Origin of the sequence: Streptomyces sp. NRRL F-6676 (assembly GCF_000725625.1) — a bacterium.
Classification (GTDB): domain Bacteria; phylum Actinomycetota; class Actinomycetes; order Streptomycetales; family Streptomycetaceae; genus Streptomyces.
This window is the reverse complement of record NZ_JOHS01000031.1, coordinates 1-24,057: the sequence shown is the minus strand read 5'-3', so window position 1 is coordinate 24,057 and position 24,057 is coordinate 1. Positions and strand designations below refer to the sequence as shown.

Below are 24,057 nucleotides of genomic sequence, written 5' to 3'. Positions count from 1 at the left end.
CATGAAGATCAAGAAGGGCGACCTGGTCCAGGTCATCACCGGTAAGGACAAGGGCAAGCAGGGCAAGGTCATCGCGGCCTACCCCCGCGAGGACCGCGTCCTGGTCGAGGGTGTCAACCGGGTCAAGAAGCACACCAAGGCCGGCCCGACCGCCAGCGGCTCGCAGGCCGGCGGCATCGTGACCACCGAGGCCCCGGTCCACGTCTCCAACGTCCAGCTGGTCGTGGAGAAGGACGGGAACAAGGTCGTCACGCGCGTCGGTTACCGCTTCGACGAGGACGGCAACAAGATCCGCGTTGCCAAGCGGACGGGTGAGGACATCTGATGGCTACCACCACCACTCCGCGTCTCAAGACGAAGTACCGCGAGGAGATCGCGGGCAAGCTGCGTGACGAGTTCAAGTACGAGAACGTCATGCAGATCCCCGGCCTCGTCAAGATCGTGGTCAACATGGGTGTCGGCGACGCCGCCCGTGACTCCAAGCTCATGGACGGTGCCGTCCGTGACCTGACCATCATCACCGGGCAGAAGCCGGCCGTCACCAAGGCCCGCAAGTCCATCGCGCAGTTCAAGCTGCGCGAGGGCCAGCCGATCGGTGCCCACGTCACGCTCCGTGGCGACCGCATGTGGGAGTTCCTGGACCGCACCCTGTCGCTCGCGCTGCCGCGCATCCGCGACTTCCGCGGTCTGTCCCCCAAGCAGTTCGACGGCCGTGGCAACTACACCTTCGGTCTCACGGAGCAGGTCATGTTCCACGAGATCGACCAGGACAAGATCGACCGCGTCCGGGGTATGGACATCACCGTGGTGACCACGGCGACCAACGACGCAGAGGGCCGCGCGCTCCTCCGTCACCTCGGCTTCCCCTTCAAGGAGGCGTGAGCGAGATGGCGAAGAAGGCTCTGATCGCGAAGGCTGCCCGCAAGCCCAAGTTCGGCGTGCGCGCCTACACCCGCTGCCAGCGCTGTGGGCGTCCGCACTCCGTCTACCGCAAGTTCGGCCTGTGCCGTGTGTGCCTCCGTGAGATGGCTCACCGCGGCGAGCTGCCGGGCGTGACCAAGAGCTCCTGGTAAACCCCCACTTGGGGTGCACCAGGGCTCTCGGTAGGCAACCGGGTCCGGCAGGAGGCCCGCTCGGCATGCCGTAGGCTTGCGGGGTTGGGCGCCTGCCGCGCCCTGTACATACGCGGGTTCGCCCGCCAATGAATGCTTACTACGCCGTAGGTCCACCGCGCCGCACCCGTCCCGTCTCGGATCGGGGAGAGGGATGGCGCACCAGGAAACCCCGGCGAGAGAGGCCGAAGGCCAATTCATGACCATGACTGATCCGATCGCAGACATGCTCACGCGTCTGCGTAACGCGAACTCGGCGTACCACGACTCCGTGGCGATGCCGGCATCGAAGATCAAGTCTCACATCGCGGAGATCCTCCAGCAGGAGGGCTTCATCACGGGCTGGAAGGTCGAGGACGCCGAGGTCGGCAAGAACCTCGTCCTGGAGCTGAAGTTCGGCCCCAACCGTGAGCGCTCCATCGCGGGCATCAAGCGGATCTCCAAGCCCGGTCTCCGGGTGTACGCGAAGTCCACCAACCTGCCGAAGGTGCTCGGCGGCCTCGGCGTGGCGATCATCTCCACGTCGCACGGGCTCCTCACCGACAAGCAGGCCGGCAAGAAGGGCGTGGGTGGGGAAGTCCTCGCCTACGTCTGGTAGCGGAAGGGAACGGAGGAAACAGCTATGTCGCGCATCGGCAAGCTCCCCATCGCGGTTCCCGCCGGCGTGGACGTCACCATCGACGGCCGTCAGGTGCAGGTGAAGGGACCCAAGGGCTCCCTGTCGCACACCATCGCGGCGCCGATCGAGATCGCTAAGGGCGAGGACGGCGTGCTGAACGTCACCCGCCCGAACGACGAGCGTCAGAACAAGGCCCTGCACGGCCTGTCCCGCACGCTGGTGGCGAACATGATCACCGGCGTGACCCAGGGTTACGTGAAGAAGCTCGAGATCAGCGGTGTCGGTTACCGCGTGACCGCCAAGGGCTCGAACCTCGAGTTCGCGCTCGGCTACAGCCACTCGATCACCGTCGAGGCGCCCGAGGGCATCACCTTCAAGGTGGAGAACCCGACGCACTTCTCGGTCGAGGGCATCGACAAGCAGAAGGTGGGCGAGGTCGCGGCCAACATCCGCAAGCTGCGCAAGCCCGACCCGTACAAGGCCAAGGGTGTCAAGTACGAGGGTGAAGTCATCCGCCGCAAGGTCGGAAAGGCGGGTAAGTAAGCCATGGCATACGGGCAGAAGATCGCCAAGGGCGACGCCTACAAGCGCACCGCCATCAAGCGGCGGCACATCCGGATCCGCAAGAAGGTCTCCGGTACGGCCGAGCGCCCCCGCCTGGTCGTGACCCGCTCCAACCGTCACATCGTGGCGCAGGTGATCGACGACCTCAAGGGTCACACCCTGGCGTCGGCGTCCACCCTGGACACGTCGATCCGCGGCGGCGAGGGCGACAAGTCCGCGCAGGCCAAGCAGGTCGGCGCCCTGGTCGCCGAGCGTGCCAAGGCCGCCGGTGTCGAGGCCGTCGTGTTCGACCGTGGTGGCAACCAGTACGCCGGGCGCATCGCCGCCCTGGCGGACGCCGCCCGCGAAGCCGGGCTCAAGTTCTGAGCCGCTTGTAGCTAGCGGAAAGAGAGAGGTAATCCAATGGCTGGACCCCAGCGCCGCGGTGGCGGTGCCGGTGGCGGCGAGCGGCGGGACCGGAAGGGCCGTGACGGCGGAGCATCCGCCGCCGAGAAGACCGCGTACGTCGAGCGCGTCGTCGCGATCAACCGTGTCGCCAAGGTTGTGAAGGGTGGTCGTCGCTTCAGCTTCACCGCGCTGGTCGTGGTGGGCGACGGTGACGGCACCGTGGGTGTCGGATACGGCAAGGCCAAGGAGGTGCCGGCCGCCATCGCCAAGGGTGTTGAGGAGGCCAAGAAGCACTTCTTCAAGGTCCCCCGCATCCAGGGCACCATCCCGCACCCGATCCAGGGTGAGAAGGCGGCCGGCGTCGTGCTGCTCAAGCCCGCGTCGCCCGGTACCGGCGTTATCGCCGGTGGTCCGGTGCGCGCCGTGCTCGAGTGCGCCGGTATCCACGACATCCTGTCGAAGTCGCTCGGCTCCGACAACCAGATCAACATCGTGCACGCGACCGTGGAGGCCCTCAAGGGCTTGCAGCGTCCCGAGGAGGTCGCGGCCCGCCGCGGTCTGCCGCTCGAGGACGTCGCCCCCGCGGCCCTGCTGCGTGCGCGTGCCGGGGCAGGTGCGTAATCGTGGCACAGCTCAAGATCACGCAGGTCAAGTCCTACATCGGCAGCAAGCAGAACCACCGTGACACCCTGCGTTCCCTTGGTCTCAAGGGGATCAACACGCAGGTCGTCAAGGAGGACCGCCCCGAGTTCCGCGGCATGGTGCACACCGTCCGCCACCTCGTGTCGGTCGAGGAGGTCGACTGATCATGGCGGAGAACAACCCGCTCAAGATCCACAACCTCCGTCCGGCCCCGGGCGCCAAGACCGCCAAGACCCGTGTCGGTCGTGGTGAGGCGTCGAAGGGCAAGACGGCCGGTCGTGGTACCAAGGGCACGAAGGCCCGCTACCAGGTTCCGGAGCGCTTCGAGGGCGGGCAGATGCCCCTCCACATGCGCCTCCCGAAGCTGAAGGGCTTCAAGAACCCGTTCAAGACCGAGTACCAGGTCGTGAACCTCGACAAGCTGGCCGCGCTGTACCCCGAGGGTGGCGAGGTCACCGTCGAGGGCCTGGTGGCCAAGGGTGCCGTTCGCAAGAACAGCCTCGTCAAGGTCCTCGGCCAGGGCGAGGTCTCCGTGGCGCTTCAGGTGACGGTCGACGCCGTCTCCGGCTCCGCCAAGGAGAAGATCACCGCCGCCGGCGGTACGGTCACCGAGCTCGTCTGACTCCGTCAGGCACGCCGATGACGTGAACGAATCCGACCGGGGATACCCCACATTTGGGGTATCCCCGGTTGGTCGTTCCAAGGGGGGCAGTGTCGCCGGTAAGGTGGCCTGCGCTGTCAAGTTTCACCAGGTGCTCCACCCGGGGCACCAGGAGATGCCGGCAGCCGTTATGTATTCGTCGAACCTCACCAATCGTCACCTCTGACGCACGTGCGCGGGGGTCGCAGGAGGCACCGTGCTCACCGGCTTCGCCCGGGCGTTCAGGACGCCCGACCTGCGCAAGAAGCTGCTCTTCACGCTCGGGATCATCGTGGTGTACCGCGCCGGTACGCACATTCCGATCCCCGGCGTCGACTACAAGAGCGTCCAGACCTGTATCGACGTCGCCAAGGGCAACCAGGGCCTGTTCGGCCTGGTGAACATGTTCAGTGGCGGTGCGCTGCTGCAGATCACGATCTTCGCGCTGGGCATCATGCCGTACATCACGGCGAGCATCATTCTCCAGCTGCTGACCGTGGTGATCCCGCGTCTGGAAGCCCTGAAGAAGGAGGGCCAGGCCGGTACGGCGAAGATCACGCAGTACACGCGTTATCTGACGGTCGCGCTCGCCATCCTCCAGGGCACCGGCCTGGTCGCCACCGCCCGCAGCGGCGCGCTCTTCACCGGCTGCCCGGTCGCCACGGACATCGTCCCCGACCAGTCGATCTTCACCACCATCACGATGGTCATCACCATGACCGCCGGTACGGGCATGGTGATGTGGCTCGGCGAGCTGATCACCGACCGCGGCATCGGCAACGGCATGTCGATCCTGATGTTCATCTCGATCGCCGCCACCTTCCCGTCCGCGCTGTGGGCCATCAAGACCTCGGGCACGCTGGCCGACGGCTGGATCGAGTTCGGCACGGTCATCCTGATCGGCCTGGTCATGGTCGGCCTGGTGGTCTTCGTCGAGCAGGCCCAGCGCCGCATTCCCGTCCAGTACGCGAAGCGCATGATCGGCCGCCGTTCCTACGGCGGCACCTCGACGTACATTCCGCTGAAGGTCAACCAGGCGGGTGTGATTCCCGTCATCTTCGCGTCGTCGCTGCTGTACATCCCCGCTCTGATCGCGCAGTTCTCCGACGGCAACTCCAGCTGGAAGACCTGGATCCAGGCGAACATGGTGAAGGGCGACCACCCGGTCTACATCACCCTGTACTTCCTGCTGATCGTGTTCTTCGCCTTCTTCTACGTGGCGATCTCCTTCAACCCCGAAGAAGTCGCCGACAACATGAAGAAGTATGGTGGCTTCATCCCGGGCATCCGGGCTGGCCGGCCGACCGCCGAGTACCTGAGCTACGTACTCAACCGGATCACCTGGCCGGGTTCGCTGTATCTGGGTCTGATCGCTCTCGTGCCGACAATGGCGTTGGTGGGCTTCAAGGCGAACCAGAACTTCCCGTTCGGCGGGACGAGCATCCTGATCATCGTGGGTGTCGGTCTCGAGACCGTGAAGCAGATCGAGAGTCAGCTCCAGCAGCGCAATTACGAAGGGTTCCTCCGCTGATGCGAATTGTCCTCGTCGGGCCACCCGGGGCCGGGAAGGGAACGCAGGCCGCGTTCCTGGCCAAGAACCTGTCGATCCCGCACATCTCCACGGGCGACCTGTTCCGCGCCAACATCAGCTCCCAGACGGAACTGGGCAAACTCGCGAAGTCCTACATGGACGCGGGCAACCTGGTGCCGGACGAGGTCACCATCGGCATGGCCAAGGACCGCATGGAGCAGTCCGACGCGGCCGGTGGGTTCCTGCTCGACGGCTTCCCGCGCAACGTCTCGCAGGCCGAGGCGCTGGACGACATGCTCGGGAGCGAGGGCATGAAGCTGGACGCGGTGCTGGACCTGGAGGTCCCGGAGGACGAGGTCGTCAAGCGCATCGCCGGGCGGCGGATCTGCCGCAAGGACTCCAGCCACGTCTTCCACGTGACGTACAACCCGCCGAAGACGGAGGGGGTGTGCGACGCGTGCGGGGGTGAGCTGTACCAGCGCGACGACGACTCCGAGGAGACGGTGCGGACGCGGCTGGAGGTCTACCACACGCAGACCGAGCCGATCATCGACTACTACAAGGCGCAGGGGCTCGTCGTGACGATCTCGGCGCTGGGGAAGGTCGAGGACGTGACGGGGCGGGCGATGCGGGCGTTGCAGCGTGAGGGGGCGCCGCAGTAGGCGGTGCCGGTTCGCTTCTCGACCGCGGCTCCCCATGGCGGGGGGCCGCGGTCGTTGTGTGCGGGGTGCGCGGTGTGCGGTTCCCCGGGCCCCTTCGGGGTGCGGGCGCGCCGTATTGTTGATGGGTCCGCAGGTTTTCCGGGTCAGAAAGGCGCTTGTCGTCATGGTGCAGATCAAGAGCCCCGAGCAGATCGCGAAGATGCGCGAGGCGGGGCTGGTCGTCGCGGCCATTCACGCGGCCACGCGCGAGGCGGCCGTGCCCGGCGCGACGACCAGGGATCTGGACCAGGTCGCCCGCAAGGTGCTGGCCGAGCACGACGCCAAGCCGAACTTCCTCGGCTACGGCGGCTTCCCGGCCACGATCTGCACCTCCGTGAACGATGTCGTCGTGCACGGCATCCCGTCCGACGAGGTGGTCCTCAAGGACGGCGACCTCATCTCCATCGACTGCGGCGCCATCGTCGACGGCTGGCACGGCGACGCCGCCTACACCGCGTTCGTCGGCTCCGGCCACGCCCCCGAGCTGGTCGAGCTGTCCCGGGTGACGGAGGAGTCGATGTGGGCCGGCATCGCGGCCATGAAGCCGGGCAACCGGCTCGTCGACATCTCGCGTGCCGTCGAGACGTACATCCGCCGTCAGCCGAAGCCCGGCGGCGGCCGCTATGGGATCATCGAGGACTACGGCGGCCACGGCATCGGCACCGAGATGCACATGGACCCGCACCTGCTGAACTACGTCGAGCGCAAGCGCGGCAAGGGCCCGAAGCTGGTCCCCGGCTTCTGCCTGGCCATCGAGCCGATGGTCTCCCTGGGCACCCCGAAGACCGAGGTCCTCCAGGACGACTGGACGGTCATCACGACCGACGGCACCTGGTCCTCCCACTGGGAGCACTCGGTGGCCCTGACGGAGGAGGGCCCCCTCGTCCTCACCGCCCCGGACGGGGGCCGGGCCAAGCTCGCGGAGCTGGGGATCACGGCGGCCCCGGATCCGCTGGCATGATGATCTCCCTGCCAGGGCAGAATTCCTCGTTTCGCCTTTCCGGGTGCGCTGACGTAGACTGACTCGTCGGCTCTCGTGCACCCGCATGTCCGCATGCGGACGTACCGGAGTCGATCAAGGTAGTCGATTCGAAGGGCGAAGCGTGGCCAAGAAGCAAGGTGCCATCGAGATCGAGGGCACTGTCGTCGAGTCTCTTCCGAACGCCATGTTCAAGGTCGAGCTCCAGAACGGCCACCAGGTCCTGGCACACATCAGCGGCAAGATGCGCATGCACTACATCCGCATCCTCCCTGACGACCGGGTCGTGGTGGAGCTGTCTCCGTACGACCTGACGCGTGGCCGGATCGTCTACCGGTACAAGTAGATCTTGCCCACGTCCCGCGTGCGTTCCGCGCGGGTCCGCCGGCAACTGACCCGGAGAACCTCACACCCATGAAGGTCAAGCCGAGCGTCAAGAAGATCTGCGACAAGTGCAGGGTGATCCGCCGTCACGGCCGGGTCATGGTCATCTGCGAGAACCCGCGCCACAAGCAGCGCCAGGGCTGACGCACGACCGTACCCTCTGCGATTCGCAGAATTTCGCGCGACGCGAGCTGAATTTGTTCATACGCAGGGCCCGGACCTGGCACTCAGGTCCGACACCCCCGGTTCGGAGGCCGGGGACCCAGTTCGTACCTCGTACGGCGGCTGGGAGCCGGTCCTGTGGAAGACCTCCGACAATCAACTGGAGCCATTGAATGGCACGCGTTTCCGGTGTTGACATCCCGCGCGAAAAGCGCGTGGAGATCGCCCTCACCTACGTGTTCGGCATCGGCCGGACTCTTTCGCAGCAGACGCTGGCAGCCACCGGCGTCGACCCGAACACCCGCGTTCGCGACCTCTCCGAGGAGCAGCTCGTCGCGATCCGCGAGTACGTCGACAACAACATCAAGACCGAGGGTGACCTCCGTCGCGAGATCCAGGCCGACATCCGCCGCAAGGTCGAGATCGGCACGTACCAGGGTCTGCGGCACCGCCGCGGTCTGCCCGTCCGCGGTCAGCGCACCAGCACCAACGCCCGTACCCGCAAGGGCCCGCGTCGCGCCATCGCCGGCAAGAAGAAGCCGGGCAAGAAGTAGTCCTCAGCGACTTCGCCGTCCAGCGGTCTTCGCTGTAGGACCGACCACCTCCCGTAGGAGAAGACATGCCCCCCAAGGGACGTCAGGGCGCTGCCAAGAAGGTGCGCCGCAAGGAAAAGAAGAACGTCGCTCACGGCCACGCGCACATCAAGAGCACGTTCAACAACACCATCGTTTCGATCACCGACCCGACCGGCAACGTGATCTCCTGGGCCTCCGCCGGCCACGTCGGCTTCAAGGGCTCCCGGAAGTCCACGCCGTTCGCCGCGCAGATGGCCGCCGAGTCGGCCGCCCGCCGCGCGCAGGAGCACGGCATGCGCAAGGTCGACGTGTTCGTCAAGGGCCCGGGCTCCGGTCGTGAGACCGCGATCCGTTCCCTCCAGGCCACGGGCCTCGAGGTCGGCTCCATCCAGGACGTCACCCCGACCCCGCACAACGGCTGCCGCCCGCCGAAGCGTCGTCGCGTCTGACGTACGGCCTACGGCGGCTCGGTATCCGGCTGGGGGTGTGGGGGTCGTCCCCCACAATGTCGCAGCACGGCTGCCGCCCGCCGAAGCGTCGTGGCGTCTGAGGCGTCGCCTTCGCGGCTCGCGGTTTTCGGGCGGTACGGCTCTGCACGGGTCGTACCGCCCGTACCCTTGTAGTAACTCCGTCAGGCTCCGCCTGGTGGCCTCAGGGCATCAAATAGTGGGTGCCCCTGAACCTGAAGGATTCACATGCTGATCGCTCAGCGCCCCTCGTTGACCGAAGAGGTCGTCGACGAGTTCCGCTCCCGGTTCGTGATCGAGCCGCTGGAGCCGGGCTTCGGCTACACCCTCGGCAACTCCCTGCGCCGCACGCTCCTCTCGTCGATCCCCGGTGCCGCCGTCACCAGCATCCGGATCGACGGTGTCCTGCACGAGTTCACCACCGTGCCGGGCGTCAAGGAGGACGTCACCGACCTGATCCTCAACATCAAGCAGCTGGTCGTCTCCTCGGAGCACGACGAGCCGGTCGTGATGTACCTGCGCAAGCAGGGCCCGGGTCTGGTCACCGCCGCCGACATCGCGCCCCCGGCCGGTGTCGAGGTGCACAACCCCGACCTCGTCCTCGCCACGCTCAACGGCAAGGGCAAGCTGGAGATGGAGCTGACGGTCGAGCGCGGCCGCGGTTATGTCTCCGCCGTGCAGAACAAGCAGGTCGGCCAGGAGATCGGCCGCATCCCGGTCGACTCGATCTACTCGCCGGTCCTCAAGGTCACGTACAAGGTCGAGGCCACGCGTGTCGAGCAGCGCACCGACTTCGACAAGCTGATCGTCGACGTCGAGACCAAGCAGGCCATGCGGCCGCGCGACGCCATGGCGTCGGCCGGTAAGACCCTGGTCGAGCTGTTCGGTCTCGCCCGCGAGCTGAACATCGACGCAGAGGGCATCGACATGGGTCCGTCCCCGACGGACGCGGCGCTGGCGGCCGACCTCGCGCTCCCGATCGAGGAGCTCGAACTCACCGTCCGCTCGTACAACTGCCTCAAGCGCGAGGGCATCCACTCCGTGGGTGAGCTCGTGGCGCGGTCCGAGGCGGACCTGCTGGACATCCGCAACTTCGGTGCGAAGTCCATCGACGAGGTCAAGGCGAAGCTGGCCGGCATGGGCCTGGCCCTCAAGGACAGCCCGCCCGGATTCGACCCCACGGCCGCTGCCGACGCCTTCGGCGCCGACGACGACGCGGACGCGGGTTTCGTGGAGACCGAGCAGTACTGATCGGTCGATGCCGGTGAGCATCCGCTCATCGGGTTCCTGACCCCGGTACCTGATACGGCCGGGGCAGACACACAGGAGAAAGAACATGCCGAAGCCCACCAAGGGTGCCCGTCTGGGCGGCAGTGCCGCGCACGAGAAGCTGCTCCTCGCGAACCTCGCGAAGGCGCTCTTCGAGCACGGCCGCATCACCACCACCGAGGCCAAGGCGCGCCGGCTGCGGCCGTACGCCGAGCGTCTGGTGACCAAGGCGAAGAAGGGCGACCTTCACAACCGCCGTCAGGTGTTGCAGGTCATCACGGACAAGAGCATCGTCCACACGCTCTTCACCGAGATCGGCCCGCGCTACGAGAACCGTCCGGGTGGCTACACCCGCATCACCAAGATCGGTAACCGCCGTGGCGACAACGCGCCCATGGCCGTCATCGAGCTGGTCGAGGCGCTGACGGTCGCGCAGCAGGCGACGGGCGAGGCGGAGGCCGCGACGAAGCGCGCCGCGAAGGATGCGGACGCTTCCGAGGCCAAGGCCGACCTCACGAAGGACGAGGCCGTCGAGGCCGAGACCTCGGACGAGGAGTCGAAGGACGCGTAAGCGTCCGCGGGGGGCTGTGTGAGTGCGGCCGCGGCCGCGTCGTGGTCGATCGCGCCCACGCGGCGGAGCCGCATGTCGAGCACAGCCCCGCGCCCCTGAGGGGCGCTGGTGGGCCCGTTCCTTTCGAGGAGCGGGCCCGCTTTCGTGGGGTGAAAGGATCTGAACGTGAGTGACGAAGTGCGGCCCGGGTTCGTGCGGGTGCGGTTGGACCTTTCCTACGACGGCACCGCGTTCTCCGGGTGGGCCAAGCAGGCCGGGGGGCGGCGGACCGTGCAGGGGGAGATCGAGGACGCGCTGCGGACCGTGACGCGGTCCGGGGGGACGACGTACGAGCTGACGGTCGCCGGGCGGACCGACGCCGGCGTGCACGCGCGCGGGCAGGTCGCGCATGTCGACCTGCCGCGCGAGGTGTGGGCCGAGCACCACGAGAAGCTGCTCAAGCGGCTCGCAGGGCGGCTGCCCAGGGACGTGCGCGTGTGGGCGCTCAGGGAGGCGCCCGCGGGCTTCAACGCGCGGTTCTCGGCGGTCTGGCGCCGGTACGCCTACCGCGTCACCGACAACCCCGGCGGCGTCGACCCGCTGCTGCGCCACCACGTCCTCTGGCACGACTGGCCGCTCGACGTCGACGCCATGAACGAGGCGGCGCGGGGGCTGCTGGGGGAGCACGACTTCGCCGCCTACTGCAAGAAGCGGGAGGGGGCGACCACCATCCGCACCCTCCAGGAGCTGAGCCTGGCGCGCGGCGACGACGGGATCGTCACCGCGACCGTGCGCGCCGACGCCTTCTGCCACAACATGGTGCGCTCGCTGATCGGCGCGCTGCTGTTCGTGGGGGACGGGCACCGGGGGTCCGAGTGGCCGGGAGAGGTGCTCGCGGCGGGCGTACGGGACTCCGCCGTGCACGTCGTACGGCCGCACGGGCTGACGCTGGAGGAAGTCGGCTACCCGGCCGACGAGTTGCTCGCCGCGCGGAACAGGGAGGCGCGCAACCGGCGGACGCTGCCGGGGGCGGTGTCCGGCGCCGGCTGCTGCTGAGCGGCGGGCCCCCGCGCCCCGTCCCCCGTGCGTCCTGCTCGGGTGCGTCCTACTTGTTGGCGGCGGCCGACGCCTGGGTCTCGCCGCGCCGGTGGATCTGCCGGAAGGTGTACTCGGCGAGGTCGTCGCCGGCGGTGAAGACCTTGGTGTCCTTGGTCGTCACGTCCTTGTTGCCGGTGAAGCCGCCGAGCGTGAAGTAGGCGTAGCGGCCGACCGAGTTGCGGGTGCTGCGGCAGACCGAGGTGCGGCAGAAGTCGTCGACGCCGGAGCCCGGCAGCGAGGTGAGGATGCTCTTGTCGTCCGTGGCCTTGCGGGCCTTGGTCGCGTCGTCCGCGGTGTCGAAGACGGCGACGCCCACGGTGACGGCCACGCCGCCCTTGGTGGTGTAGGTGACGCGCATGACACGGGTGCAGCCGTTGTCCGTCAGCGCCTTGTCGAGTGTGCCGCGGACGGCGGAGGCGCAGTTGGTGGTGGAGGAGCGGGCGTGCTTGGTGTAGGCGTTCGAGCCCAGGGTGACCTGCGAGTCCGGGAACAGGGTGTCCGGGCTGAGCGCGGCCTTGTCCTTCTTGGCGCTGGATATGAAGTCCATCGGGTCCAGCGGCGGCGGGGCGGAGGTCGGGTCGAACGACGGGTCCACGGCGGAGGTGGAACCGCCGGGGATGTCGGCGCTGCCGGGCAGGCTGGTGGTGGGCTTGTTGTCGGACCCGCTGTTGGCGGACACGACGGCCATGGCCACGGCGGTGCCGACGGCGACCGTGGCGACGGCGCCGCCCACGATCAGCAGCAGCCGGCGCCGCTTGTTGCGCGACGCGGAGGCGTCGGCCAGCGCGGCCCAGTCCGGTGTGTCACTGGTGCCCTGATTGCCCCATTGCTGTTGCTGGGAGCCCGGTTTCCAGGGATCCCACGGGGGCTCCCCCTGCCCATAACTCATGCGCCGCATCTTAGACGGGCCGGACGGGGTCCGGGCCAGTCCCCGGGGGCCGGGCCCCCGGGCCCCGGTGGGGTGGCCGTTTTGACCCGTCCGGGGTGCCGCCGTTATTCTTCTTGTTCGTTGTGTGTATTGGCTTGCTCATTCTCACGTGAGGGGCCCTTACACCGGTCTCCGGACCGATGACCAGCGACCCATGTACGCGGTTTGCGTCGCCGCCATGCGGTCAGGGCTGTCGTGATCGTCTTCGGTGACCAATGTCAGGACCACTCACTGAAGAAGCGAAGGCTACGAACCGTGCGTACGTACAGCCCCAAGCCCGGCGATGTGACGCGTCAGTGGCACGTCATCGACGCCCAGGACGTCGTCCTGGGCCGTCTGGCCTCCACCGCCGCCTCCATCCTGCGTGGCAAGCACAAGCCGATCTACGCGCCCCACGTCGACACCGGTGACTTCGTCATCATCATCAACGCCGACAAGGTGCACCTGTCCGGCAACAAGCGGACCCAGAAGATGGCGTACCGCCACTCCGGCTACCCGGGCGGTCTGCGCTCCGTCCGCTACGACGACCTGCTGGACAAGAACCCCGAGAAGGCCGTCGAGAAGGCCGTCCGGGGCATGCTCCCCAAGAACTCCCTGGGCCGTCAGATGCTCTCGAAGCTGAAGGTCTACAGGGGTGACCAGCACCCGCACCAGGCGCAGCAGCCGGTGCCGTTCGAGATCACCCAGGTCGCGCAGTAAGTCCGGCCACCCCCTAAGACCGAAGAGAATCTGAGGAGAATCGTGGCCGAGACCACTGCCGAGCAGCCGCTCGAAGAGCTTGACATCGAGAGCTACACCAGCGAGTCCGAGGTGCCCGTCGAGGGCGAGTACACCTCCGAGTCGCTGTCGTCCCGCTTCGGCGAGCCCCAGCCGGCCGCCGGCCTGGGCCGTCGCAAGAACGCCATCGCCCGCGTCCGGATCATCCCGGGCACCGGCAAGTGGAAGATCAACGGTCGCACCCTCGAGGACTACTTCCCGAACAAGGTGCACCAGCAGGAAGTCAACGAGCCCTTCAAGGTGCTCGAGCTCGAGGGCCGCTACGACGTCGTCGCCCGCATCGCCGGCGGCGGTGTCTCCGGCCAGGCCGGTGCGCTCCGTCTCGGTGTCGCCCGCGCGCTGAACGAGGCGGACGTGGACAACAACCGCGGCCCGCTGAAGAAGGCCGGCTTCCTGCGCCGCGACGACCGTGCGGTCGAGCGCAAGAAGGCCGGTCTGAAGAAGGCCCGCAAGGCCCCGCAGTACAGCAAGCGCTAAACCGCGCACCGGGCCGCCGCACCGGCGTCCGCGCAGTACCGCCGTACCCGCCCCGGTGGCACGTTCCGTGCCGCCGGGGCGGTGCGTTTCCCGGGGCGGGCTTACCACAGGTTTATGCGGCTTGGGGTATGGGCTTCCAGTAATTTCCGGTAGTTTCCGGTATGAACCCTCCGGCACAGGTTCGCGCGGTACAACCTGAGAGCGGGCCCGGCGGTCAGAAGTCATGTCCGGGGGATGTGCGGGCCCCGGGCCGTGCCCGACACTCGCACGAGCCGCACTTCACTCGCACGAGCCGCACTTTCTGAGCACATTCGGAGGCACCACAGTGGGACGACTCTTCGGCACGGACGGCGTGCGCGGTGTCGCCAACGCGGATCTGACGGCGGAGCTGGCGCTCGGCCTCTCCGTCGCGGCGGCACACGTACTGGCCGAGGTGGGCACGTTCGAGGGCCACCGGCCGAAGGCGGTCGTCGGGCGCGATCCGCGCGCGTCGGGGGAGTTTCTGGAGGCCGCCGTCGTCGCGGGCCTCGCCAGCGCGGGCGTCGACGTCCTGCGGGTGGGCGTGCTGCCGACGCCCGCCGTGGCGTATCTGACCGGCGCGCTCGGCGCCGACCTCGGCGTGATGCTCTCCGCCAGCCACAACGCCATGCCCGACAACGGCATCAAGTTCTTCGCCCGCGGCGGGCACAAGCTCGCCGACGAGCTGGAGGACCGCATCGAGTCCGTGTACGCCGAGCACCGCACCGGCGCCCCCTGGGAGCGGCCCACCGGCGCCGGCGTCGGCCGGGTCACCGACTACGACGAGGGCTTCGACCGTTACGTCGACCACCTCACCGGCGTTCTCCCCAACCGTCTCGACGGCCTGACCGTCGTCCTCGACGAGGCCCACGGCGCCGCCTCCCGTGTCTCCCCGGAGGCCTTCACCCGGGCCGGGGCCACCGTCGTCACCATCGGCGCCGAGCCCGACGGCCTCAACATCAACGACGGCTACGGCTCGACCCACCTGGACAAGCTCCGCGCCGCCGTCGTCGAGCACGGCGCCCACCTCGGCATCGCGCACGACGGCGACGCCGACCGCTGCCTGGCCGTGGACCACGAGGGCACCGAGGTCGACGGCGACCAGATCCTCGCCGTGCTGGCGCTCGCCATGCGCGAGCAGGGCACGCTGCGCGCGGACGCGGTCGTCGCCACCGTGATGTCCAACCTCGGGTTCACGCTCGCCATGGAGCGCGAGGGGCTGCGGCTCGTGCAGACGGCCGTGGGCGACCGGTACGTCCTGGAGGAGATGAAGAACAAGGGGTACGCGCTCGGCGGCGAGCAGTCCGGCCACGTCATCGTCCTCGACCACGCGACGACCGGCGACGGCACGCTCACCGGACTGCTGCTCGCCGCCCGGGTCGCCGGAACGGGCCGTACGCTCAAGGACCTCGCCTCCGTCATGGAGCGGCTGCCGCAGGTCCTGGTGAACGTGCCGGACGTGGACAAGTCCCGGGTGACGACGTCGGCGGAGCTGGCGGCGGCGGTGACGGACGCGGAGCGTGAGCTCGGTACGACGGGGCGGGTCCTCCTCCGTCCCTCCGGTACGGAGCCGCTCGTGCGGGTCATGGTGGAGGCGGCCGACATCGAACAGGCGCGCTCCGTGGCGGGGCGGCTCGCCGACGCGGTCAAGTCCGCCCTCGGCTAGGCAGGCAGAGGCGCGCGCCCCTCTCAGGGGCGCGTGCGCGCCCACAGCCACTTCTGCATGAGCAGTGTCGAAGTCCCCGCCAGCACGATGCCCGCCAGGTTCAGCAGCAGTTGGTAGGTCGAACCGGCCGTCTGGTGGGTGTCGCCGTAGCTCAGCGCGACGGCGGCGTTCGCGGCGGCGGGGACCGTGGTGACGGAGATGGCGACGCCCACCAGGGCGCCGGACTTGGCCGAGGTCAGGGACAGGGTGCCCGCGATGCCGGCCAGGACGGCGACGACGAAGGAGAAGGCGTCCGGGGCGTACACGAACCCGGTGTTGGGCCGGTCGCCCTCCAACTCGGCCTCGCTGAACAGGTTGAGGGCGTCCATCAGCAGGCTGAAGCCGACGGTGAGCACCATGGCGGCGGCGAAGCCGGCGATCAGGGCGATCAGGGAACGCAGCGCCAGGCGCGGTGCGCGGCGCACGATCGCCGTGGACAGCCCCGCCAGCGGGCCGAACTCCGGGCCCACCGCCATCGCGCCGACGATCAGGATGGCGTTGTCCAGGACGACACCGCACGCCGCGATCATCGTCGCCAGGGTGAGGAAGGCGACGTAGGTGACCGACAGCGTCGACTCCTCGTGCGTGGCCTCGGTCAGCTGCTCCCACAGCACCGCGTCCGCGCCCTCGCCGGGCGCGTCCTCCTCGGCCTTGTCGGCCCGCCGGGACAGCGACAGGTCGATGTTCTCCACGGCGATCGAACCGGCGTCGTCGAGCCCCAGCTCCCGCAGGGAGCCGATGAGTTCGTCGCCGGCCTCGCGGGCCACGTCGCACATCACGACGTCCCCGACCGGATTGCGGGCGGCTCCCGGGAGCACCACGACATGCGTGGTCCCGACGGTCTTCTCGATCACCCGGACCACGTCCTCGGTCCGCCCCGCCGGGGTGATCAGGCGCAGATGCAGCATGCCCGCAGCGTAGCCGGGCGGCCGGGCGCCCTCGTCAGAGTTTGCGCAGGCTCAGGCGCTGCACCGTGTGGTCGGGGCCCTTGCGGAGGATCAGGGTGGCGCGGCCGCGGGTGGGGGCGATGTTCTCCGTGAGGTTGGGCCTGTTGATGGTGCGCCACATCGTGCGTGCGTAGTCCAGGGCCTCCTCCTCGGAGACCTGGGTGTACTTGCGGAAGTACGAGGAGGGGTTCTGGAACGCGGTTTCGCGCAGTTTGCGGAACCGGCTCAGGTACCAGCGTTCGATGTCCTCGGTGCGGGCGTCGACGTACACGCTGAAGTCGAAGTAGTCGGCGAGCCCGACGCGGGTGCGGCCGTCGTCGCCGGGCAGCGCGGGCTGGAGGACGTTCAGGCCCTCGACGATCAGGATGTCCGGCCGCCGTACGACGAGCCGTTCGTCGGGGACGATGTCGTAGATGAGGTGCGAGTAGACGGGCGCCGTCACCTCGTCCTTGCCGGCCTTGACGTCGGCGACGAACCGGGTGAGCGCGCGGCGGTCGTACGACTCGGGGAAACCCTTCCGCGACATCAGGCCGCGCGCCTGAAGCTCCTTGGTGGGGAGCAGGAAGCCGTCGGTGGTGACCAGTTCGACGCGGGGGTGTTCGGGCCAGCGGGAGAGCAGTGCGCGCAGCAGCCGGGCCACCGTCGACTTGCCGACCGCGACGGAGCCGGCGACGCCTATGACGAACGGGGTGCCGGACTGGGAGCCCTGCTCGCCGAGGAAGGTGTTGAGGGCGCCGCGGAGGGTGTCGGTGGCGCCGACGTAGAGGTTGAGCAGCCGGGAGAGCGGGAGGTAGATGTCCCGCACCTCGTCGAGGTCGATGACGTCGCCGAGGCCGCGCAGCTTCTCGACCTCCTCGGCGGTGAGCGGCAGCGGCGTCTTGTCGCGCAGCGCGCTCCACTCCGTGCGGGTGAGGTCGACGTAGGGAGTCGCCTCCGGCCGGGACCGGTGGGCGCTCCGGGGCATCGAGGAGACCGGAGAGATCACAGTCCATTGTTACGGGAAGACGAACGGAAAGGGCGGGTGGGATGCGTCACTCGCCCGGCGCCCCGGGTCCGGGGTCTCGGTCCGGACGTGTCACTCGCCCTCGGCCAGGCGGTCGATGGCGTCCTGGACCAGGGCCAGGTACTCGACCTCCTCGCAGCGCGGCTTGCTGCCGAGCCGGTAGTTCGCGAGGCAGTCGTCGAGATCCTCCCCGACGTCCTCGTCGGGCAGATCCGCGGCCAGCTCGCTGCACACCCGTCCGGCGAGATCGGACGGACGCACCGGGCGGCGGCGCACGAACCGGTGAAGTCGAAGGCGCACGGCCGTTCCCCCCTGCCCCGGGAGACGGCTCACTCCCGAATGGGGGACCGTATCCCTCTTGTCGGGGGAAGGTCCATACCGCGAACACAGAAAGCACACAGATACGGGCGTTGTGTAAAGCGATACCGGCGCCTCGCGCTTCGCGGCGGGCGCATAGAGGCCCTCTCGGCGGCGATTTCTTTCCGAAATCGGGCAAGATCGACGAGATTCGGTGCCCCTTCGCCGCATAGGCTGCCCGCATGTGCGGAATCGTGGGATACGTAGGGGCGCAGTCGGCGCTCGAGGTGGTCGTGGCCGGTCTCAAGCGGCTGGAGTACCGGGGGTACGACTCCGCCGGTGTCGCCGTCCTCGCCGACGGCGGTCTCGCCGCGGCGAAGAAGGCCGGGAAGCTGATCAACCTGGAGAAGGAACTCCAGGACCGCCCGCTGCCGACCGGCACCACCGGCATCGGCCACACCCGCTGGGCCACCCACGGCGGCCCCACCGACGCCAACGCGCACCCGCACCTGGACAACGCCGGGCGGATCGCCGTCGTGCACAACGGCATCATCGAGAACTTCGCCGCCCTGCGCGCCGAGCTGGAGGAGCGCGGGCACGAGCTGTCCTCCGAGACGGACACCGAGGTCGTCGCGCATCTGCTCGCCGAGGAGTTCTCCTCCTGCGCCGACCTCGCCGAGGCCATGCGGCTGGTGTGCCGGCGGCTGGAGGGCGCGTTCACGCTGGTCGCGACGCACGCCGACCAGCCGGACGTGGTCGTGGGCGCCCGCCGCAACTCCCCGCTCGTCGTGGGCGTCGGCGAGGGCGAGGCGTTCCTCGCCTCCGACGTCGCCGCGTTCATCGCGCACACCCGGTCCGCCGTCGAGCTCGGTCAGGACCAGGTCGTGGAGCTGCGCCGGGACGGCGTCACCGTCACCGGCTTCGACGGCAGCCCCGCCGACGTGCGCGCCTACCACGTCGACTGGGACGCCTCGGCGGCCGAGAAGGGCGGCTACGAATACTTCATGCTCAAGGAGATCGCCGAGCAGCCGAAGGCGGTCGCCGACACCCTGCTCGGCCGGATCGACGCGGCCGGGTCGCTGACCCTGGACGAGGTCCGCATCGCCGACTCCGAGCTGCGCGAGATCGACAAGGTCGTGATCGTGGCGTGCGGGACGGCCTTCCACGCCGGGATGATCGCCAAGTACGCCATCGAGCACTGGACCCGGCTGCCCTGCGAGGTCGAGCTGGCCAGCGAGTTCCGCTACCGGGACCCGATCCTCGACGGGCAGTCCCTCGTCATCGCGATCTCGCAGTCCGGCGAGACGATGGACACGCTGATGGCGCTGCGGCACGCCCGTGAGCAGGGCTCGCGGGTGCTGGCCATCTGCAACACCAACGGTTCGACGATCCCGCGCGAGTCCGACGCCGTGCTGTACACGCACGCGGGGCCGGAGGTCGCCGTCGCCTCGACCAAGGCGTTCCTGACGCAGCTCGTCGCCTGTTATCTGGTGGCGCTGTACCTGGGGCAGATGCGGGGGACCAAGTGGGGCGACGAGATCCGGGCCGTCATCCGCGACCTGTCCGGGATCTCGGCGGCGGTCGACCGGGTGCTGGAGACCATGGAGCCGGTGCGGGCGCTCGCGCGCTCCCTCGCGGAGAAGGACACGGTGCTGTTCCTGGGGCGGCATGTGGGCTATCCGGTCGCGCTGGAGGGGGCGCTGAAGTTGAAGGAGCTCGCGTACATGCATGCGGAGGGGTTCGCGGCGGGGGAGCTGAAGCACGGGCCGATCGCGCTGATCGAGGAGGATCTGCCGGTGGTGGTGGTCGTGCCGTCGCCGCGGGGGCGGTCCGTGCTGCACGACAAGATCGTGTCGAACATCCAGGAGATCCGGGCGCGGGGGGCGCGGACGATCGTGATCGCGGAGGAGGGGGACGAGGCGGTCGTCCCGTACGCCGACCATCTGATCCGTATTCCGGCGACGCCCACGTTGTTGCAGCCGCTGGTGGCGACGGTGCCGTTGCAGGTGTTCGCGTGCGAGTTGGCGACGGCGCGGGGGAACGAGGTGGATCAGCCGCGGAACCTGGCGAAGTCGGTGACGGTGGAGTAGGGGCCGCGGGGGGCGTTGTCGGGTGCGGGTGGGTGGGGCTTCTCGCGCAGTTCCCCGCGCCCCTGAAAGGGGCGCGGGGAACTGCGCGATCGGCCACGACGGACCCGCGGTCGCCCGACACCCGCACCCCCGACCCCGTAGGCGCCCGAACCCCGAGCCCAGGCGGCAGCCTATGGTTCCCGTATGGGAATCATCGGGGTCGGGATCGATGTCGCCGAGATCGAACGGTTCGCGGCGTCACTGGAACGTACGCCCGGCCTGCTCCGGCGGCTGTTCGTGGAGAGCGAGCTGCTGCTTCCCGGCGGGGAGCGCCGCGGCCCCGCCTCGCTGGCCGCGCGGTTCGCCGCGAAGGAGGCCCTCGCGAAGGCGCTCGGCGCCCCCGCGGGCCTGCTCTGGACGGACGCCGAGGTGTACGTCGAGGACAGCGGCCGCCCCCGCCTGCGGGTGCGGGGCTCGGTCGCGGCCCGGGCCGCCGAGCTCGGCGTACGGCAGTGGCACGTCTCGCTGAGCCACGACGCCGGCATCGCGTCGGCGGTCGTGATCGCCGAGGGGTGACGCAGCCCCCCGCTTACGCGTTCCGCTCCACCAGGCGGAACGCCAGCACCGTCGCGTCGTCCTCCGCGTCCGGTCCCACGAGCCCGTCGACGAGTCCCCGTACGTACGCGTCGAGGGCCGCGCCGCCCGGCGGGATGCCGGCCCCCGCCCCGTCCCGCACCGCCCGCAGCAGGCGGGACGCGTCCCGGTCCAGGTCCGAGCCGCGGCGTTCGATCAGCCCGTCCGAGTAGAGCAGCACCACGTCACCGGGGTGCAGCAGCGTCTCGGCCGCCGTGTACGGCACGCCGGGCAGGACGCCCAGCGGCATGCCGGGCCCGCCCGGCGGCGGGCCGAGGAGCCGGGCCTGCCCCGCGCGGACCAGGACCGGCGGCGGATGGCCCGCGCAGGTCCAGCGCAGCAGCCCCCGGTCGGGGTGGTAGCGGGCGATGACCGCCGTCGCCGTCGACTCCTCGCCGTCGTCGCAGGCGAGCAGGTTGAGCCAGCCGGTCAGTTCCTCCACCCGCGCGCCGGTGAACGCCAGCCCCGCCAGCGCGTACCGCAGCTTGGCCATCAGGGTGACGGCGTCCAGGCCGTGCCCGCGCGCGTCGCCGAGGGCGATGAGGATCTGGCCGGTGGGCAGGACACGGGTCTTGTACCAGTCGCCGCCCACCCGTGCCGTCCGCCCCTCGGGCCGGTACACGGCGGCCGCCTCCACGCCGTGCCGGGCCAGTTCCGGCGGGAAGCCGGGCAGCACCGCCTCGCGCAGCCGTTCGGCCACCTCGGCGACCGCGTCCGCCCGCTCCCGCTGCGCCCGCGCCTCCCGTACCGCCCGCTCGGCCACCTCCCGGCCGCGCACGTCGGCGGTCACGTTGCGGCAGACCGCGCGCACGGTCCACACCGGCCCGGTCTCCGGACGCACCGGCTCGGCGATGAAGCGCAGCACCCGCGCCTCCGGCTCGCGCGGCCCCAGGCGCAGTTCCAGGTCGACGACGTCCCGTGCGCCAAGGAGCACGTCGTGGAGCCCCCGGTACAGCGGCTCCCGGCCCTCCGGCAGCGCCATGCGGCCGAGCTCCGCCAGGTCCGGCAGCGGGTCCGGGGCGGGCAGACCGAGCACGTCGCGCAGTCCCGTCTCCTCGACCGTCCCGTCGGCGAGATTCCACTCCGCCCAGCACACGCGGGCGAGCTGCTGCGCCGCGCGGGCCATCCGGGCGCGCGCCTGCTCCCCGCGCTCCCAGGTGAGCAGCAGCAGCTCCCCGACGGGAGCCACGCGCACCTCGCTGCTGATCCGCACCGCCCGCCCGCCCGGGCCGGTCAGCGACCACTCGGCGGACTCGGGTCCCTGCGGCCGTCCCGTCCGGCGCGCCTCGTCGAGCAGACGGGGCACGGGCGTGTCCGCCAGGCTCGGGAAGCGCGCCAGCAGCGGCACATCCCCGCCCCACGACGGCCAGGACACCGCAGGCTGCCGGGCGACGGCCGGGAAGCGGCGCTCGGCGTACTCCCGTGCGGCCGCGTTGTGCCCCAGATAGCGGTACTCGGTCCCCGCGCCCGGCCCGCCCGGCACCGCCCGCACCACCATCGAGGCGAGCGGCACGGCGTCCAGCAGCTGCCGGGCCGGGGGCTCGGCGACGGGCGGCGGCGGGGGAGGCGTACGGGACGGCTGCCGGGGACCGCCGAGGGGCGCGCCGGACGGCGCCTCCGGGGACGCCGAGGGCAACGTCACGGGCGACACGGCATGCGCGTCGACGTACCGCCCGATGCGGAACCGCTGCTCGGCCAGCAGCAGCTCGAGCGCCCGGAGCCACCGGTCGCCGCCGCCCTCGTCGGCCATCCGCCCGCCTTCTTCCCTGCCTGTTCCGTGCCGGTCCCTCTACGCATGCTCGGTGACCGGCGGGCGGCGGGCCACTCGGCGGCAGCGCGGGCCGCCGGACGTACGCCCGGCGGATACGGGGCAGACTCGGTCACATGCGTACCGCGTACAGCGTCGAAACGGTCAGGACCGCCGAGCGCGCGCTCATGGAGCGACTCCCCGACGGCACCCTCATGCAGCGCGCCGCCGCCGGACTGGCGACGGCCTGCGCACAACTCCTCGGCAAGGTGTACGGCGCCCGCGTCGTCCTCCTCGTCGGCAGCGGCGACAACGGCGGCGACGCCCTGTACGCCGGCGCCCGGCTCGCCGCCCGGGGTGCGGGCGTCACCGCCGTCCTGCTCGCCCCCGAACGCACCCACCCCGGCGGCCTCGCGGCCCTGCGCCGGGCCGGCGGCACGACGGTGAGCGCCGGGGACGCCGCGCCGCCGCTGCGCCGCGCCGGCCTCGTCGTCGACGGCATCGTCGGCATCGGCGGCCGGGGCGGACTGCGGCCGGAGGCGGCCCGGCTGGCGCGGATCGTGGCCGAGGGGGACGCGTCCGTCGTCGCCGTCGACCTGCCGAGCGGCGTCGAGGCCGACACCGGCGAGGTGCGGGGACCAGCACTCCGGGCCGATCTCACGGTCACCTTCGGCACGCACAAGCCGGGGCTGCTGGTCGACCCCGCGCGGGAGTACGCCGGTTCCGTGCGCCTCGTCGACATCGGGCTCGGCCCGCACCTGCCGGACGTGCCCGAACTGGAGGCGTTGCAGCACGCGGAGGTGGCGGCGCTGCTGCCGGAGCCGGCGGCGGAGAGCGACAAGTACCGGCGGGGCGTCGTCGGTATCGCCGCCGGGTCCGCGCGCTACCCCGGGGCGGCCGTGCTGGCGGTGGCCGGGGCGCTGCGCGGCGGGGCGGGGGCGGTGCGGTACGTGGGGGCGGCCGGGGAGGCGGTCCTCGCCCGCTTCCCGGAGACGCTGATCTCCGACCGGGGGCCGGCGAAGGCGGGGCGTGTACAGGCGTGGGTCGTCGGGCCCGGCGCGGGCGACGACGCGGGGCCGGTGGCGGAGGTGCTGACGGCCGACGTACCCGTGCTGCTGGACGCGGACGGGCTGCGCCTGGCCGACCGGGACACGGTCCGCGCCCGCACCGCGCCGACCCTGCTGACCCCGCACGCCGGCGAGGCCGCCGCCCTGCTGGGCGTCGCCCGCGAGGAGGTCGAGGGCGCCCGGCTGACGGCGGTGCGCGAACTGGCGGCGCGGTACCGGGCGACGGTGCTGCTCAAGGGCTCGACGACGCTGGTCGCGGGGGAGGCGGGGGCGCCGGTGCGGGTCAACGCGACGGGGACGCCGTGGCTCGCCACGGCGGGGAGCGGTGACGTCCTGTCGGGCCTCGCCGGCAGCCTCCTCGCGGCGGGGCTGCCGCCGCGTGACGCCGGCAGCGTCGCCGCGTACGTCCACGGCCTCGCCGGGCGCCTGGCCGCCGAGGGCGCGCCGGCCGGCGCCCACGACGTGGCGGGGGCGATCCCCCGTGCGTGGCGGTCGGTGAGGGGGTGACACGCATGGCCGCGGGTACTGTCACGGCGGCTTCGCGACCCGGCGCCGGCCGGGTGGGCGCGACCGGGAAGGGGCGCGGGGCTGTGCCGACGTGCGGCTCCGCCGCGCGGGCGCGAGAAGTCCCACCGGCCGTCAGCCGAGAACACCCACCGACCCCCCCACCGGCCGTCAGCCGAGAGCACCCACCGACCCCCCACCCGCC

The 24,057-nt window shown here is 70.3% G+C and carries 30 protein-coding genes; 25 read left to right on the top strand and 5 right to left on the bottom strand.

The annotated features are described in order from the left end of the window. Nucleotide 1 precedes the first annotated feature (1 nt). The 19 genes from rplX (at nt 2) to truA (ending at nt 11,638) form a co-directional block, all read left to right on the top strand. Complete coding sequence (gene rplX / locus IO29_RS19790; protein WP_030380855.1) at nt 2-325, top strand: 50S ribosomal protein L24; 324 nt, start codon at nt 2-4, stop codon at nt 323-325. Then, on the top strand, nt 325-882 hold the full coding sequence (gene rplE, locus IO29_RS19785; protein WP_030380854.1) for a 50S ribosomal protein L5: 558 nt from the start codon (nt 325-327) through the stop codon (nt 880-882). The genes rplX and rplE overlap by 1 nt, the downstream gene beginning before the upstream one ends. 5 nt (nt 883-887) lie before the next feature. After that, the gene (locus IO29_RS19780) at nt 888-1,073 is read left to right on the top strand and encodes a type Z 30S ribosomal protein S14 (RefSeq protein WP_003956452.1); all 186 of its coding nucleotides are present in this window, start codon (nt 888-890) and stop codon (nt 1,071-1,073) included. Between the two features lie 238 nt (nt 1,074-1,311). Further along, complete coding sequence (gene rpsH / locus IO29_RS19775) at nt 1,312-1,710, top strand: 30S ribosomal protein S8 (RefSeq protein ID WP_030380853.1); 399 nt, start codon at nt 1,312-1,314, stop codon at nt 1,708-1,710. Nucleotides 1,711-1,734: 24 nt separating this feature from the next. After that, the gene (gene rplF / locus IO29_RS19770) at nt 1,735-2,274 is read left to right on the top strand and encodes a 50S ribosomal protein L6 (RefSeq protein WP_030380852.1); all 540 of its coding nucleotides are present in this window, start codon (nt 1,735-1,737) and stop codon (nt 2,272-2,274) included. Between the two features lie 3 nt (nt 2,275-2,277). Beyond that, nucleotides 2,278-2,661, top strand: coding sequence for a 50S ribosomal protein L18 (gene rplR, locus IO29_RS19765; protein WP_030380851.1), 384 nt, complete (start codon nt 2,278-2,280; stop codon nt 2,659-2,661). A gap of 36 nt (nt 2,662-2,697) precedes the next feature. Then, a complete protein-coding gene (gene rpsE, locus IO29_RS19760; RefSeq protein WP_006140899.1) occupies nt 2,698-3,303 on the top strand; it encodes a 30S ribosomal protein S5 in 606 nt (201 codons plus the stop codon). A 2-nt stretch (nt 3,304-3,305) separates the two neighbouring features. Continuing rightward, a complete protein-coding gene (rpmD, locus tag IO29_RS19755; RefSeq protein ID WP_006140898.1) occupies nt 3,306-3,488 on the top strand; it encodes a 50S ribosomal protein L30 in 183 nt (60 codons plus the stop codon). A gap of 2 nt (nt 3,489-3,490) precedes the next feature. Then, nucleotides 3,491-3,946 (top strand): 50S ribosomal protein L15, encoded by a 456-nt coding sequence (gene rplO / locus IO29_RS19750; RefSeq protein WP_006140897.1) that lies wholly within the window; start codon nt 3,491-3,493, stop codon nt 3,944-3,946. 235 nt (nt 3,947-4,181) lie between these two features. Continuing rightward, entirely contained in the window at nt 4,182-5,495 is a 1,314-nt protein-coding gene (gene secY, locus IO29_RS19745; protein WP_030380850.1) for a preprotein translocase subunit SecY, read from the top strand. Next, a complete protein-coding gene (locus IO29_RS19740; protein ID WP_030380849.1) occupies nt 5,495-6,157 on the top strand; it encodes an adenylate kinase in 663 nt (220 codons plus the stop codon). Before secY ends, IO29_RS19740 begins: the two co-directional genes overlap by 1 nt. Before the next feature lie 163 nt (nt 6,158-6,320). Continuing rightward, on the top strand, nt 6,321-7,157 hold the full coding sequence (gene map / locus IO29_RS19735) for a type I methionyl aminopeptidase (protein ID WP_030380848.1): 837 nt from the start codon (nt 6,321-6,323) through the stop codon (nt 7,155-7,157). A gap of 142 nt (nt 7,158-7,299) precedes the next feature. Next, entirely contained in the window at nt 7,300-7,521 is a 222-nt protein-coding gene (infA, locus tag IO29_RS19730) for a translation initiation factor IF-1 (protein WP_003948620.1), read from the top strand. Nucleotides 7,522-7,589: 68 nt separating this feature from the next. Next, on the top strand, nt 7,590-7,703 hold the full coding sequence (rpmJ, locus tag IO29_RS19725; RefSeq protein WP_003998809.1) for a 50S ribosomal protein L36: 114 nt from the start codon (nt 7,590-7,592) through the stop codon (nt 7,701-7,703). Nucleotides 7,704-7,894: 191 nt separating this feature from the next. Beyond that, nucleotides 7,895-8,275 carry a 30S ribosomal protein S13 gene (rpsM, locus tag IO29_RS19720; RefSeq protein ID WP_004984507.1) on the top strand — a complete coding sequence of 127 codons (381 nt, stop codon included), beginning with the start codon at nt 7,895-7,897 and terminating at the stop codon, nt 8,273-8,275. 65 nt (nt 8,276-8,340) lie between these two features. Continuing rightward, nucleotides 8,341-8,745: a 30S ribosomal protein S11 gene (rpsK, locus tag IO29_RS19715; RefSeq protein WP_003948617.1), complete on the top strand. Its 405-nt coding sequence runs from the start codon at nt 8,341-8,343 to the stop codon at nt 8,743-8,745. 246 nt (nt 8,746-8,991) lie between these two features. Next, the gene (locus tag IO29_RS19710) at nt 8,992-10,014 is read left to right on the top strand and encodes a DNA-directed RNA polymerase subunit alpha (RefSeq protein WP_003966937.1); all 1,023 of its coding nucleotides are present in this window, start codon (nt 8,992-8,994) and stop codon (nt 10,012-10,014) included. Between the two features lie 85 nt (nt 10,015-10,099). Continuing rightward, nucleotides 10,100-10,603 (top strand): 50S ribosomal protein L17, encoded by a 504-nt coding sequence (rplQ, locus tag IO29_RS19705; RefSeq protein WP_030380847.1) that lies wholly within the window; start codon nt 10,100-10,102, stop codon nt 10,601-10,603. A gap of 165 nt (nt 10,604-10,768) precedes the next feature. Continuing rightward, nucleotides 10,769-11,638, top strand: a complete 870-nt coding sequence (gene truA, locus IO29_RS19700) for a tRNA pseudouridine(38-40) synthase TruA (RefSeq protein WP_030380846.1) — start codon at nt 10,769-10,771, stop codon at nt 11,636-11,638. Nucleotides 11,639-11,687: 49 nt separating this feature from the next. On the opposite strand, the gene IO29_RS19695 is transcribed toward truA, so the two are convergent. Continuing rightward, nucleotides 11,688-12,569 (bottom strand): membrane protein, encoded by an 882-nt coding sequence (locus tag IO29_RS19695; protein ID WP_030380845.1) that lies wholly within the window; start codon nt 12,567-12,569, stop codon nt 11,688-11,690. Nucleotides 12,570-12,863: 294 nt separating this feature from the next. Here IO29_RS19695 and rplM point away from each other — a divergent pair, with 294 nt between their 5' ends. The 3 genes from rplM (at nt 12,864) to glmM (ending at nt 15,546) form a co-directional block, all read left to right on the top strand. Further along, nucleotides 12,864-13,307, top strand: coding sequence for a 50S ribosomal protein L13 (rplM, locus tag IO29_RS19690; RefSeq protein ID WP_030380844.1), 444 nt, complete (start codon nt 12,864-12,866; stop codon nt 13,305-13,307). A 42-nt stretch (nt 13,308-13,349) separates the two neighbouring features. Next, complete coding sequence (gene rpsI, locus IO29_RS19685) at nt 13,350-13,862, top strand: 30S ribosomal protein S9 (RefSeq protein WP_030380843.1); 513 nt, start codon at nt 13,350-13,352, stop codon at nt 13,860-13,862. Nucleotides 13,863-14,187: 325 nt separating this feature from the next. Then, on the top strand, nt 14,188-15,546 hold the full coding sequence (glmM, locus tag IO29_RS19680) for a phosphoglucosamine mutase (RefSeq protein WP_030380842.1): 1,359 nt from the start codon (nt 14,188-14,190) through the stop codon (nt 15,544-15,546). Between the two features lie 23 nt (nt 15,547-15,569). Here the strand turns inward: glmM and IO29_RS19675 are convergent, their stop codons facing one another. From IO29_RS19675 to IO29_RS19665, 3 genes are all read right to left on the bottom strand, one after another. Beyond that, entirely contained in the window at nt 15,570-16,493 is a 924-nt protein-coding gene (locus tag IO29_RS19675) for a DUF389 domain-containing protein (RefSeq protein WP_030380841.1), read from the bottom strand. A gap of 34 nt (nt 16,494-16,527) precedes the next feature. Next, nucleotides 16,528-17,496, bottom strand: coding sequence for a type I pantothenate kinase (gene coaA, locus IO29_RS19670; RefSeq protein WP_033226069.1), 969 nt, complete (start codon nt 17,494-17,496; stop codon nt 16,528-16,530). A 111-nt stretch (nt 17,497-17,607) separates the two neighbouring features. Continuing rightward, nucleotides 17,608-17,835 (bottom strand): hypothetical protein, encoded by a 228-nt coding sequence (locus IO29_RS19665; protein ID WP_030380839.1) that lies wholly within the window; start codon nt 17,833-17,835, stop codon nt 17,608-17,610. Between the two features lie 239 nt (nt 17,836-18,074). On the opposite strand from IO29_RS19665, the gene glmS reads away from it, so the two are divergent. Together glmS and IO29_RS19655 are read left to right on the top strand one after the other, a co-directional pair. Beyond that, nucleotides 18,075-19,922, top strand: coding sequence for a glutamine--fructose-6-phosphate transaminase (isomerizing) (gene glmS, locus IO29_RS19660; RefSeq protein WP_030380838.1), 1,848 nt, complete (start codon nt 18,075-18,077; stop codon nt 19,920-19,922). A gap of 183 nt (nt 19,923-20,105) precedes the next feature. After that, a complete protein-coding gene (locus tag IO29_RS19655) occupies nt 20,106-20,477 on the top strand; it encodes a holo-ACP synthase (protein ID WP_030380837.1) in 372 nt (123 codons plus the stop codon). Between the two features lie 13 nt (nt 20,478-20,490). On the opposite strand, the gene IO29_RS19650 is transcribed toward IO29_RS19655, so the two are convergent. Next, on the bottom strand, nt 20,491-22,284 hold the full coding sequence (locus IO29_RS19650) for a PP2C family protein-serine/threonine phosphatase (protein WP_030380836.1): 1,794 nt from the start codon (nt 22,282-22,284) through the stop codon (nt 20,491-20,493). 134 nt (nt 22,285-22,418) lie between these two features. Here IO29_RS19650 and IO29_RS19645 point away from each other — a divergent pair, with 134 nt between their 5' ends. Further along, on the top strand, nt 22,419-23,855 hold the full coding sequence (locus IO29_RS19645) for an NAD(P)H-hydrate dehydratase (protein ID WP_030380835.1): 1,437 nt from the start codon (nt 22,419-22,421) through the stop codon (nt 23,853-23,855). Nucleotides 23,856-24,057 lie beyond the last annotated feature (202 nt).